The sequence below is a fragment of the Pseudomonas sp. MAG002Y genome, assembly GCF_019400845.1.
Taxonomy (GTDB): Bacteria; Pseudomonadota; Gammaproteobacteria; order Pseudomonadales; family Pseudomonadaceae; genus Chryseomonas; species Chryseomonas luteola.
In genome coordinates, this window is the sequence record NZ_WOEJ01000003.1 from 36,751 (window position 1) to 49,731 (window position 12,981).

General features: G+C 56.0%; 9 protein-coding genes. 4 read left to right on the forward strand and 5 right to left on the reverse strand.

What is annotated here, in order from left to right; genetic code table 11:
• Positions 1-63 precede the first annotated feature (63 nt).
• The 4 genes from pstB to GM154_RS05365 all read right to left on the reverse strand — a co-directional run bounded on the left by pstB (position 64) and on the right by GM154_RS05365 (position 6,046).
• Positions 64-885, reverse strand: a complete 822-nt coding sequence (gene pstB / locus GM154_RS05350) for a phosphate ABC transporter ATP-binding protein PstB (protein ID WP_037030598.1) — start codon at positions 883-885, stop codon at positions 64-66.
• Between the two features lie 74 nt (positions 886-959).
• Positions 960-2,630, reverse strand: a complete 1,671-nt coding sequence (gene pstA / locus GM154_RS05355; RefSeq protein ID WP_308460598.1) for a phosphate ABC transporter permease PstA — start codon at positions 2,628-2,630, stop codon at positions 960-962.
• A gap of 60 nt (positions 2,631-2,690) precedes the next feature.
• The gene (locus tag GM154_RS05360; protein ID WP_219651252.1) at positions 2,691-4,946 is read right to left on the reverse strand and encodes an ABC transporter permease subunit; all 2,256 of its coding nucleotides are present in this window, start codon (positions 4,944-4,946) and stop codon (positions 2,691-2,693) included.
• Positions 4,947-5,074: 128 nt separating this feature from the next.
• A complete protein-coding gene (locus GM154_RS05365; RefSeq protein WP_074820842.1) occupies positions 5,075-6,046 on the reverse strand; it encodes a phosphate ABC transporter substrate-binding protein PstS in 972 nt (323 codons plus the stop codon).
• Positions 6,047-6,345: 299 nt separating this feature from the next.
• Between GM154_RS05365 and GM154_RS05370 the strand changes: the two genes are divergently transcribed.
• Together GM154_RS05370 and GM154_RS05375 are read left to right on the forward strand one after the other, a co-directional pair.
• Complete coding sequence (locus tag GM154_RS05370) at positions 6,346-7,653, forward strand: MFS transporter (RefSeq protein ID WP_219651254.1); 1,308 nt, start codon at positions 6,346-6,348, stop codon at positions 7,651-7,653.
• Positions 7,654-7,683: 30 nt separating this feature from the next.
• Positions 7,684-8,862 carry a M20 aminoacylase family protein gene (locus tag GM154_RS05375; protein ID WP_219651256.1) on the forward strand — a complete coding sequence of 393 codons (1,179 nt, stop codon included), beginning with the start codon at positions 7,684-7,686 and terminating at the stop codon, positions 8,860-8,862.
• Between the two features lie 24 nt (positions 8,863-8,886).
• On the opposite strand, the gene GM154_RS05380 is transcribed toward GM154_RS05375, so the two are convergent.
• Positions 8,887-10,197, reverse strand: a complete 1,311-nt coding sequence (locus GM154_RS05380) for an MFS transporter (protein WP_010796267.1) — start codon at positions 10,195-10,197, stop codon at positions 8,887-8,889.
• A 539-nt stretch (positions 10,198-10,736) separates the two neighbouring features.
• Here GM154_RS05380 and GM154_RS05385 point away from each other — a divergent pair.
• Both GM154_RS05385 and GM154_RS05390 read left to right on the forward strand, forming a co-directional pair.
• Positions 10,737-11,135, forward strand: coding sequence for an acyl-CoA thioesterase (locus tag GM154_RS05385; RefSeq protein ID WP_037030601.1), 399 nt, complete (start codon positions 10,737-10,739; stop codon positions 11,133-11,135).
• A gap of 176 nt (positions 11,136-11,311) precedes the next feature.
• On the forward strand, positions 11,312-12,955 hold the full coding sequence (locus GM154_RS05390) for a hypothetical protein (protein WP_219651258.1): 1,644 nt from the start codon (positions 11,312-11,314) through the stop codon (positions 12,953-12,955).
• Positions 12,956-12,981: the final 26 nt, after the last annotated feature.

The window sequence follows — 12,981 nt, forward strand, 5'->3', positions numbered from 1 at the left end:
CTTTCAGTGGGAAACCCGATAGTTAAATAGACATAAGGTAGGCTATAGAGTGTGACGGTTTCATTACCCGTAACGCCCTGTAATGTAATCTTCGGTCTGTTTCTTGGTCGGGTTGGTGAACACGGTGTCGGTATCGCCATACTCGATTAGCTTGCCCATATACATGAAAGCCGTGTAATCGGATACACGAGCGGCCTGCTGCATGTTGTGCGTCACGATGACAATGGTGTATCGCGTCTTCAGCTCATAGATCAGCTCCTCGATCTTGAGCGAAGAGATCGGATCCAGGGCGGAGCTGGGTTCGTCGAGTAGCAGCACTTCCGGCTGCACAGCGATGGTTCGGGCAATCACCAGACGCTGCTGCTGACCGCCGGAGAGGCCCAGTGCCGACTCATGCAGGCGATCCTTGACCTCCTCCCAGAGTGCAGCCCCCTTGAGCGCCCACTCAACGGCCTCGTCAAGCATGCGCTTTTTCTTGATGCCCTGAATGCGCAGGCCATAAACCACATTTTCATAGATGCTTTTGGGAAACGGGTTGGGCTTCTGGAATACCATGCCGACCCGGCGCCGCAGTTCGGCCACGTCGGTCCCCTTGGCAAAGATATTCTGTCCATCCAGGCGAATCTCGCCATTGATCCGGCAGCCATCGACCAGATCGTTCATCCGGTTGAAGCAACGCAGCAGCGTGGACTTGCCGCAGCCCGAAGGCCCGATAAAAGATGTGACACGTTGTTTGGGAATGTTCAGGTTGATGTCGAACAGCGCCTGCTTCTGTCCATAGAACAGGTTCAAGCCGGGTACTTCCAGGGCCACGGGCTCAGCCGCCGGGTCAAGCCCTTGCCGCTCACGCCTGCCAACATTGAGCCCGAACCTCGGCCGTTGCATTTCACGCATGGATGACTCCATTGGGCCTCTCGGCCGCGTTGGGGCGCCACGGTATGCCGAGCGCCCGGATTCGTTTAGTTGTCCATCGCCCGATACTTCTCCCGCAGGCGATTACGGATCGCCACCGCCGAGAGATTGAGCGCAGCAATCACCAGGACCAACAGCAACGCCGTGGCATAAACCAGCGGCCGGGCCGCTTCGACGTTCGGGCTCTGAAAGCCGACATCGAAGATATGAAAGCCCAGGTGCATGATCTTTTGATCCAGGTGCAGATAGGGGTAATTCAGATTCACGGGCAGTGTTGGCGCAAGCTTTACCACGCCCACCAGCATCAGCGGCGCCACTTCGCCCGCTGCGCGCGCAATCGCCAGGATCAGCCCTGTCATCATGGCCGGGCTGGCCATCGGCAGCACGACGCGCCACAGGGTTTCAGCCTGAGTCGCTCCCAGCGCCAACGACCCCTCGCGTACGCTTCTTGGAATTCGGGCCAGTCCTTCTTCGGTCGCTACGATCACCACCGGTACAGCCAGAATAGCCAGGGTCAGGGAGGCCCACAGCAGGCCGGGTGTCCCAAAGGTCGGAGCCGGCAGCGACGCGCGAAAGAACAGTTGATCAATCGAACCGCCCAGCACGTAGACGAAAAAACCCAACCCAAATACGCCATAGACGATGGCTGGAACACCGGCGAGGTTGTTGACGGCGATACGGATCAGGCGCGTCATCAGCCCCTGTTTGGCGTATTCACGTAGATACACAGCGGCAATCACACCAAAGGGCGTCACGATCACAGCCATGATCAGGGTCATCATCACCGTTCCGAAAATAGCTGGGAACACACCGCCTTCGGTATTGGCCTCGCGTGGATCGGAAGACAGAAACTCCCATAATTTCGCGAAATAAAAGCCCAGCTTCTGAAAGCTGCTCATGGCGTTGGGCTGGTAGGCGTGGACGACGTTACCCAGGCGAATCTCGGTTTCCTGTCCGGAGGCATCCCGCACCGTGAGGCTGTCGCGTTCGAATTCCTGGCGCAATGCGTTCAGCTGTGTCTCGAGGTCATGGTAGCGGGCATCCAGCTCGCTGCGCTCGGCGGCCAGATCCGCCTGGGCAGCCGCATCAAGCCGGTCGTCCAGCTCAAGGCTACGCATCTGTAGCCGGAGACGCTCGATATCGTGGTTGACACCACCAATCTCGACCTTCTCGATACGGCTGATCCGGCTAGCCAGCGAATCGATGCGCTTGAGACGTTCACGCATCGCCGGCAGAGCCGCATCCCCTTCCGCAACGACCCTGCCCGCCTCCTTGACGTTGACCAGATAACCGTAAAAGTTGCCCCATTCGCGGCGCTCCAGCGCAATAGCATCCTTGGGAGATTTCTGTTCCTGAAGCCAATCACCTACGACCCAGACGAAATCACTGCCGTACAGCTCCCGGTTGCCCAGTTTGACGAGTTCCCGAGTCATGAGGGTTGATCCTTCCGCCTCGACAGGCAGTCCGGCGCTCTTGAGTCGCTCCCGAGGTACCCCTTCGGTCTGGACAACCTCACCCATGATCATGCGGGGCGTCTCGCCGGGTACGGCATAACGCGCCTCGATCACATCAGACGGCCAGAAATGGGCCAGACCGCGCACAGCGATGATGGCGATCAAACCAATGGTCATGATCACAGCAATGGCCACGGCGCCCCCGCTCAACCAGATGCCCGGCGCACCGCTTTTGAACCACTGCTTCAGGGAGTCCTGCTTCACGGAGTTCTTCACTTATCAGTTCCAGCCCCTTCCAGGGTGCTACAGCCGCCAGGGCAGCGCTTACAACGAGGCATATTTCTTACGCAGTCGATGACGGATCATTTCCGCCAGCGTGTTCATCACGAAGGTAAAGGAAAGCAGCACCAGTGCCGCCAGGAACAGCACGCGGTAATGCGTGCCGCCAACTTCCGACTCCGGCATTTCCACCGCCACGTTGGCCGCCAGGGTCCGCATACCTTCGAAGATATTGGCATCCATGATGGGGGTGTTACCGGTAGCCATCAGTACGATCATGGTCTCGCCTACGGCACGCCCCAGACCGATCATCAAGGCTGAGAAAATGCCTGGGCTGGCCGTCAGGATCACGACCCGGGTCAGGGTCTGCCACGGCGTTGCGCCCAGCGCCAGCGAGCCGTAAGTCAAGCTGCGCGGCACGCTGAAAATGGCGTCTTCGGCAATGGAAAAGATATTCGGGATGATGGCAAACCCCATCGCCAGGCCTACGATCAAGGCGTTGCGCTGGTCATAGGTAATGTGGTGCTCATGCAGCCACAAACGCATATCACCATTGAACCACCAGGTTTCCAGATGAGGGCTCATGCTCAGCGCAAACCAGCCTGTAAGCAGCACCACAGGAATAAGCAGCAGGCTTTCCCAGCCGTCGGGCAGGCGGAAGCGAATGGATTCAGGCAGCCGCGACCACACAAGCCCTGCCAGGACAATACCGATCGGTACCAGCAGGATCAGGCTGAAAATTCCTGGCAGATGACCCTCTACATAAGGAGCCAGGAACAGACCGGCGAAAAAGCCCAGAATTACGGTAGGCAGCGCTTCCATCAGTTCAATGACCGGCTTGACCTTGCGGCGCATGCGCGGCGCCATGAAATACGCGGTGTAGACCGCGGCAGCAATAGCCAGCGGGGCCGCCAGCAGCATGGCGTAGAACGCGGCCTTGAGCGTACCAAAGGTCAGTGGTGCCAAGCTCAGCTTGGGCTCGAAGTCATTGCTTGCCGAAGTGGATTGCCAGACATAGGACGGCTTTTCGTAGTTTTCGTACCAGACCTTGCCCCACAGGGCTGACCAGGAGATCTCCGGGTGTGGATTGTCCAGCGCGAAATTCATGAGCTGGCTGTCACGCTCAAGCAGGACATGGTTGGCCCGCGGCGAGAGCGCCAGCCGGCCGTTGCCGTCAGCGATCTTCTCGGCCAGCACCGTACGCCCGGCGGTGCTGTGGAAAACGCCCAGGTTGCCCTTTTCATCCAGTGCGATAAATCCCTTGCGCCGCTGCTCGGCCACGATCTGCGTGATCGGCGCGTCCTTGAGATGGAAAGTGCGAATGTGCTGAAGCTGGGGTTCGCCGTCCTTGCCACGTGCCATGAACCATTGGCTGATACCTCCCTTGGCATCGCCTACGAGCAGCGAAATCCCGCCAAGCAACTGCGCCGTCACGGTAACCTGGTTATGCGCATCATCGATCAGTCTGTAATGACCATTAAGGGTGCGGTCGCGCAGATCAAAAACATCTGCTGCCGAGCGCCCATTAATCACATACAGCCATTGACCCCGAGGGTCCAGATGCAACGCCTGCACCGTTTGTGAGAGGCGAGGCAAGTCGATTCGCTGCTGCTCAAGGGTGGTTTCGCCCGTCAGCATGTCTTCCGTACGGGTCAGCTTGAACACCAATAGTTCGGATGCATTGGACGCGGCCAGGGTCAACTCGCCTTCGCCTGCCGTCAGGCTCAGATGCTCCAGGGCGCGCCCCTCAGGATCGACCACGACCGGTGCCGGCCCGTAGGGATAATCGACCTGAGGCACGATGACCCGCTTGTTTTCAGGATAAGTCGACTTATAGATGTGTCGGACCAGCAGTGCCCGCCCATTGGAGAGCCCTAATGCCAGCACCGGCTTGACCAAGTCCTGGGCAACCGAAACCACCTGGGTACCCGAGGGAATCGGCAAAGCCTGCCGATTCAGCTCCGTACCATCCTTGACCTTGAAAAAGACCAGATCGCCCGCCGGGGTGACCTGCATGCCGACTTCGTTCTGCTCCTCCACGCTAAGTACAAGTGGCGCTCCGGCCTGTTGTAGCCAGGCAGGTGTCTGTACGGCCTCGGCTGTCAGCGTAGCCCCTTTGAAGAGCGGCAGGACCACATAGGCCAGGTAGAAGAAGATCAGAGTGATCGCCGCCAGCACGGCCAACCCACCGACCAGCACGTACCACCGCGTGAAACGATCCATGCTGGCTCGCCAGCGGCGCTTGCGACGCATCGCAGGCGTATCGAAATCGATGCGTGCAGGGGATCGGGTTTGGTTCATGAATAGGAAGCCTGGTCCTTCGTCGCGCAGAGCCTAAAGACGAGATATGACAATCAGATGACAGTAATAAGACATGCCAATGCCCACCCGTGCAGAACACGGGCGGGCAACTGTAAAAGAAGCCGGGCTCAGAAGCCCAGATCTTTCCTGGCTTTTTCGGCAACCTTGGCTGGAATCGGAATATAACCGTCCTTCACGACTGCCTCTTGCCCTGTCTTGGACAGCACCATCTTCAGGAACTCGCTCTCCATCGGACTTAGGGGCTTGTTGGGTGCCTTGTTCACATAGATATAAAGGAAGCGGGACAGTGGATAACTACCGTTCAGGGCATTCTGCTCAGTGTCTTCCACATACTTATCCGATCCTCTTTTAGCCAACGGTACGGTTCGCACGCTGGATGTCTTGTACCCGATACCAGAATAACCGACGCCGTTGAGCGACTGGCTAATGGATTGCACGACCGAAGCGGAGCCCGGCTGCTCATTCACGTTTGGCTTGAAGTCACCCTTGCACAGCGCTTCTTCCTTGAAATATCCGTACGTGCCGGATACCGAATTTCGGCCAAACAACTGAATAGGCCGGTTGGCCCACTCGCCCGTCATGCCCAGGTCACCCCAGGTTCTGATGTCCTGTTTGCCACCGCAGAGCAGTGTGGATGAAAAGATGGCATCCACCTGCTCAATGGTCAGCCCCTTGATGGGGTTGTCTTTGTGGACAAACAGCGCCAGCGCATCCACTGCCACCGGGACCGCAGTCGGTCGGTAGCCATATTTCTGCTCGAACGCCTGAACCTCAGAATCCTTCATCCTGCGACTCATTGGGCCCAGGTTGGAAGTACCCTCGGTCAGGGCTGGAGGGGCCGTCGAGGAACCGGCCGCCTGCACTTGAATGTTTACACTGGGATAATTGCGCTTGTAGGTCTCGGCCCACAGAGTCATGAGGTTCGCGAGAGTATCCGAACCGACACTGGACAGGTTACCCGATACCCCGCTGGCCTTCTGGTAATCTGGAAGCGCCGGGTCGATGGCCGCTACAGCAGTCGTTGCGCTGAGTCCCACAGCGGCAAACGTCATGGCGGCCATCAGCCTTTTGAATCTCATACCACATTCCTTGCAAGAATGATTGGGTGGCGCCCGTTAGCGATAAGTGGGCATTGAGCCACTATATGACCAAAATATGAACATATTGTGACGCCACCCAAGCCCATGGGCCGTCGCGCCCATCCTATTAGGTGCACAGTGCACCATCGTAGCGCCTGCCTGCTGCGCTCAGGCGCCTGTACAGCACAGATTCTTCCCTCAGTTTCTAGCCGATCAGGCCACTTTCAGCGTGTTGACACCCTCCGGCGCGAACCTTGCTTGCCTAGCTATCGACCTCTGGCCGTCCAAGGAGATACCCCATGGCTCATGCGCTTCCTTCGCACGCCGCCTCCGTTACGCCATCGGCAGTCGCCGCCCCACTCCCCCGCGCCAAACTGATCGCTGCTGCCAGCCTGGGTAATGGGCTGGAGATGTTCGATTTTACCGTCTTCAGTTTTTTCGCCAGTCTCATCGGCCAGTTGTACTTTCCCTCGGATACACCCTACGGTTCGCTGCTCATGGCCGTTGCTGTCTTTGGCGTTGGCTTTGTGATGCGCCCCCTGGGCAGCATGGTCCTGGGTGCCTATGCCGACCGTGCCGGACGCAAGGCGGCCATGCTGCTGACCATTCTGCTCATGGGATTGGGCAGCCTGTTTATCGCCTTGACGCCTACCCATGCCCAGATCGGGATCTTCGCACCCCTGCTTCTAGTGGTGGGGCGTCTGTTACAAGGCTTCTCAGCCGGTGGCGAGATTGGGGCAGCCACCGCGTTACTATTGGAATCAGCCAGCCGGAGTCGGCGCGGCTTTTATGTCAGTTGGCAGGTCATCAGCCAGGGCGGCAGCTCCCTATTGGGCGCCATGCTGGCTGCGATCCTGCACGGCTCGCTCAGCGAAGAGGCGCTGCATAGCTGGGGTTGGCGCGTACCCTTTCTGATCGGTCTACTGATTATTCCGGTTGGCCTCTACATCCGAGCCCACGTTGATGAAACCTACCAGCCACAAAGCGCTGACAAGCCAGAAGCCGCCCCGGTCATGGCTTTTCTGCGTAGCCATACCCGAGGGTTCCTGCTGGGTCTTTTGATCATCATGTCAGCCACGCTGATGACCTACATCATCCTGTTCTACATGCCGACGTACACCACCCGGGTCTCGCACCTTTCAGCCACAACGGCCTATTGGATGGGTACCGCCAGCAGTGCTGTCCTGATGATATCCGCCTTGTTCGCAGGGCTGGCGGCCGACCGCTTCGGCCACCACAAACGTCTGGCCGCTGTCGCCCTGGTGGTTGCCATTCTGGCTATCTACCCTGCCTTTGCCTGGTTGGACTCACCCGATACACAGGGGCTGGCTCTGCTGTGCCGCCTGACCGTCGTTGCCGCTCTTGGCATGAACATGACGGCCGGTCTACTGCTTATCAGCGAGTCCCTGCCCCGCTCGGTCCGGGCGACCGGTCTTGCCATGACCTATGCCATCGGCGTCACCCTGTTCGGTGGCACGGCACAGTTCATCGTGACCTGGCTGCTGCAAGTCACACAAGCTCCACTGGCACCTGCCTGGTACCTGATCAGCATGCTATGCATCGGTTTGGCTGGCCTACTGGCCTTCCAGGAGCGCCACCTCGACTGATCTCGCCACGCGCAAATAAGAGGAATCCAAATGCCTATCGATACACTTCTTCGTGACGACGCTGCCTTGAGAATCGAAGACTTTCTACCCGACATGGTCAACCTCCGGCGGGATATCCACCAGCATCCTGAACTGGGCTATGAGGAGCATCGCACCAGCGACCTGGTAGCCGCCTCGCTAAGCGCCTGGGGGTATGAAGTTCATCGGGGGCTGGGCGGCACGGGCGTGGTCGGCACGCTCAAAGTCGGCTCGGGCAGCAAGCGACTTGGCATCCGCGCGGACATGGACGCCCTGCCCATTGTAGAGGCCACCGGTCTGCCCTATGCCAGTGCCAATGCCGGCCGGATGCACGCCTGCGGGCATGACGGTCACACCACAACCCTGCTGACAGCGGCCCGCTATCTGGCTGAGACACGTGCTTTTGACGGCACCCTTCATTTGATTTTTCAACCGGCCGAGGAAGGACTTGGCGGCGCATTGCGGATGATCGAAGACGGCTTATTCGACCTCTTTCCCTGCGATGCCATGTTTGGCTTCCATAACATGCCGGGTGTACCGGCCGGCCACTTCTGCTTTGTAGAAGGACCGGCCATGGCCTCCGCCGATACTGCCGACCTGCGTATTGTCGGCCAGGGTGGTCATGGCGCCGTACCGCACAAGGCCGTCGACCCTGTTGTCGCCAGTGCGTCGACAATCATGGCGTTGCAAAGCATCGTGTCGCGCAATATCGATCCGCTGGAAACAGCAGTCATCAGCATAGGAAGTATTCATGGCGGCCATGCCAATAACGTCATTCCCGATGCGGTAGACATGAAGCTGACGATTCGCGCCTTCAGCAACAGCGTGCGCGATCAGCTGGAGCAGCGTATCCGCGCGGTTACCCAGGCCCAGGCGGAAAGCTTTGGCGCGACTGCCCAGCTGGATTACCGTCGCGGCTATCCGGTACTGGTCAACCATACCCAGGAAACTGCGTTTGCACGGTCAGTGGCAGAAGAGTGTTTTGGCAGCCAGTCTATTGTGCCGAATTTTGCGCCTATCAGCGCCAGCGAGGATTTCGCCTATATGCTTGAGCGGTGTCCGGGGTGTTATCTGTTCATTGGCAATGGCAACAGCGCCAGCCTGCACAACCCCGCCTACGACTTCAATGACGCCCTGCTGCCCATTGGGGCACGCTACTGGGCCAAGCTTGCCGAACGCTACCTCGTCTGAGGCAGCGTTCGAGTACGCGAAGGATCAGGCCGCAACCGGTACGACACGGCGCTCCTGGCTAAGCAGCCAGGCGCCCACCAGCATGCCCAGAATGGCTAGGCCGACCACGTAATAGGCCGGCCCCAAAGGGTGCTGCTTGAGCATCAGCGTCACGATCATCGGCGTCAGGCCGCCAAAGATGGCATAGGCCAGGTTATAGGAGAACGACAGGCCCGAGAAACGTACCTCGGCCGGGAACGCCAGTACCATGACACGCGGCACGCTCCCGATCACCCCAACTGACAAGCCTGCCAGCGCATACAGCGGGAACAGCCATTCCGGATGCGTCTTGAGGCTGGCGTACATCGTCCAGGATATGATTCCCAGGAGCGCACCGCCGATCAAAAAGATCCGTCCGCTGCCAAAGCGGTCGGACAGCGAGCCCGATATGATGCAACCCACGGTCAGGAACACGATTGCCAGGCTATTGGCTCTGAGCGCTACCGCGGCAGAGAAGCCATATTGAGTCTGCAACAGCGTGGGCGTCATGAGAATAACGACCACGATACCGGCGGTCAGCATCCAGGTCAGCAGCATGGATACGACAACGGCTCCCCGGTGATCACGCAGGACCGCCTTGAGCGGCACTTCACTGGCCAGCGACTTGCGTAGCTGAAGCTCGGCGAAGACCGGGGTCTCATGCAGCCAACGGCGTAAATACACCGAGAATAATCCGAATACGCCACCGATCAAGAAAGGAAAACGCCACGCATAATCGTGCACTTCAACGGGCGTAAACACGGTATTGATCAGGGTTGCCATCAGCGAGCCGAGCAGGATGCCAAAGGTCAACCCGGCCGTCAGCGTACCGCAGGCATAGCCTACGTGGCGGTTCGGGACATGTTCGGCCACAAACACCCACGCACCCGGCACCTCACCGCCAATGGCAGCCCCCTGGATGATGCGCAACAGCAACAGTAGCAGCGGTGCAGCAATGCCGATCTGGGCGTATGTTGGCATCAGGCCCATACCCAGCGTGGGCAGTGCCATCATGAAGATGCTGAGCGTAAACATCTTCTTGCGTCCTAAGAGATCGCCAAAGTGGGCCATGATCACGCCCCCCAGCGGACGTGCCAGATAGCCCGCGGCAAAGATGCCGAAGGTCTGGATCTGGCGCAGCCACTCGGGCATCTCGGCAGGAAAGAACAACTTGCTTACGACGGCGGCGAAAAACACGAAGATCACGAAGTCGTAAAATTCGAGCGCGCCACCCAAGGCGGACAGGGAAAGGGTCTTATAGTCACTGCGCCCTAACGGGCGTGATTCGGGCAAGGCGGAATGGGATTGCGGTCTCATGGCTCAAGTCTCGTTAGAATTATATGCACACGTTCGCGCTAGACCGTGGAACCTGGACAAGCAGGGTTTTCCCGCACACAGGTTCGAGCTACACCGGTGAACGTCTCCCCTAGTTAAGCAGGGAGGCCGTAAATCCGCACGGGGCGGAGACGAGACATTAATACAAGAGCGAGAACCAGGGAAATGAAAAGCCGTGTGAGCACTGGGCCGTGATACGTTCGCTCCGTCATCTTGTGGACAACATTGCGAACCTGGCCCGAACCGGTTGAACGCAAACCATCACCTGTGTAGCCATGACACGGCCCGGTCGGGTCTGTCATGTGCAAACCTGCACGATATCAAATTCAAATACCGACGCCCAAGCCGTTCGGCGAATTTATTTAAACTGTCAACACCCTGTCGTACCTGACCGGCACAGTCTATATACTGCCCAGGATCAGACGACATTCGACACGCCCGGTCAGGTTGGCCATATTCTTGCTTTAAAAGGTCTCCCAGCCATCAAAATTGAAAAGGGCTCCAGGGGCGCCCCGCGCATGATTGAAGAACTCGAACAAGAAGATCCAATACCTCAAGGCGATCTGGCTATGCAGATCACCGCACTCCCACGCGAAACGAACGGGTTTGGCGATATCTATGGCGGCTGGCTCGTCGCCCAGATGGACCTGGCCGGCACGTCCATGGCCAGTCGAATCGCTCAGGGTCGCGTCGCCACGGTTGCCATCGACCGCATGGCATTTCTCGTCCCGGTTCCGGTGGGTGCACAGCTTTCCTTCTATACCCAGGCGCTGGAAGTCGGCCGCAGTTCGATTCGCATGATGGTTGAGGTCTGGAGCGATGACCCTCTCTCCAACGAATGGAGCAAGGTGACCGAAGCCGCTTTCGTTTTTGTCGCCATCGACGGCAGTGGCCGTACCCGCTCCGTTCCTCGCCGCTAGATTCTGCGAAAAAAAAGGTCAGCCAAGGGTGTTTTCGTTAAGCGCCCGATGCAAAGCACGTCACGCTTGGTAGCAAATTGCCTACTCTAGACGCAACGGTTGCTACAGGTAACCGTTCGTCTCGGTAATAAATACCGCTGGGTCATCAATTCTTCTAAATGTTCAAACGGTCACATTTGCCGTATGACACTGAGCCAACACTGGCACCGCAGAAAGGACTAAACATACGCAAGGCTGCTATAGGTTCAGATAAAAACTTGCTTACAGGACTAATACCTGTAGATGTAACCTTTACTTTAGAAACAGACACTGGCCGTTATTGCAAGATCAAAGAATTTATTTCTGGTCAAAACATCCTCCCCCTTAAAGAAGATTGCATAAAAAATATTAGCGGCTATGTATATAAAGAATGTCTACAGGCCAGTAGAACCCCACCTACGCTAAACGATATTCATGTTCTGGATTCGCCCTACCCTATAAGGGCCGGAGAAATCATAGGGCACCTAGGTATCTATCAAAACCACGACGATATTGCCGCTGAACCCATGCTCCATTTGGAAGTGTTTAGCTGCGAAGACGTCCCTGCGTTCATAGAAAAAACCAAAGCTGCAGCAGCGAGCCTTCCTGATGAAAAAAAGAATTTACTTAAGATCCATAATAGGGCTAGTAAATTAATAAGTCATCGCTCTGATATTAGCGCCTCTAATCCCCCCAAGCTTTCGGATGCAGGGACCGTGATTGGAGTAGACATGATCTTTAATCTTGAGGTACTCAATAACTATCCTCAAGATCGAAAGATCACAGTAACCGAAACATCGCAGGGTAATAAAACTAGAACTTGGTGGCGTCTAGATAATATCTTAGCGGACCAGCAGGGAAACAAAATTAGTGGATGGCTTACAGAACAGTCCGAATTTACTACGCGTCATAGTCCTTGGGAATGGGAAGGATTTGATTTCATTAGCGAGACGCCGTGCAACCTGGATCATCTAGCCTGCCACTTTGACAGCTCGGGCCAGCTAGATGAAAGCGAGCGGGCAGACTACGCAGCACGTGTCGATCTTTCGGATAATGGCCCAATCAAAAAGCGCCTATACGATATTATAGACACTAACAATGACAAAAAACTCTCTCCTGAAGAGATCAAGGCTGCTTTAGCTCTCCCTTGGAGTGCTCAGTCAATCTATAAAATAATAGCTTGCTATGAAAGCGAGTGGTTTTGGAACAGCGTTAAATGGAATGATTTAGATACTTTAATGAGTTTCTCTGAAGAAGCCAAACAAAACTGGGAAACAGAAAAAGATAGAATCAAGGTCTTAAGCTGGTGGAAAAATATTATTTCTACTGAAGATGGTACAGAGCAAAAAAAGGTATGGCATATAAATGCAACTGCACTGATAGAACAACACTATACTCCTAATAAGGATTTAATAACCTTTGAACAAATGTTAAAGATTTTCCCACAGTCTAACGAAGCGACCAGAGAAGAAGTAAGAAAGCTTTTTAATTTCTATGCGCGGCGTTTTGAAATAAACAATCGAGAGCGAATTTCACAGTTTTTTGCTCAAGTTAAAACTGAAGTTGGTTCTGAACTAAAAGGAAAAGAGGAAAGTCTTTGGTTTTCAGTTGAGAGCCTTAAAGATACATACAAAAGATACTTTAATACATATCCAGAGGAAGCTGAAAGCTTAGGTTATAAAAGAATTGAAATTCGAGATTTTAATAAGTTACCTGCATCTGAACACGCACGCTACACTGTCCGAAAACAATATGCTTATTCTCAACTACCAAAACCAGACGAAATAGCGAAAAGGGTATAATGTTGCAATAACTCTGTAGGAGATTT

What these genes read in the sequence shown, in the direction of transcription:
- pstB (WP_037030598.1), bottom strand. Translation starts at nt 885, where the DNA reads ATGCAACGGCCGAGGTTCGGGCTCAATGTTGGCAGGCGTGAGCGGCAA.
- GM154_RS05360 (WP_219651252.1), bottom strand. Translation starts at nt 4,946, where the DNA reads ATGAACCAAACCCGATCCCCTGCACGCATCGATTTCGATACGCCTGCG.
- GM154_RS05365 (WP_074820842.1), bottom strand. Translation starts at nt 6,046, where the DNA reads ATGAGATTCAAAAGGCTGATGGCCGCCATGACGTTTGCCGCTGTGGGA.
- GM154_RS05370 (WP_219651254.1), top strand. Translation starts at nt 6,346, where the DNA reads ATGGCTCATGCGCTTCCTTCGCACGCCGCCTCCGTTACGCCATCGGCA.
- GM154_RS05375 (WP_219651256.1), top strand. Translation starts at nt 7,684, where the DNA reads ATGCCTATCGATACACTTCTTCGTGACGACGCTGCCTTGAGAATCGAA.
- GM154_RS05380 (WP_010796267.1), bottom strand. Translation starts at nt 10,197, where the DNA reads ATGAGACCGCAATCCCATTCCGCCTTGCCCGAATCACGCCCGTTAGGG.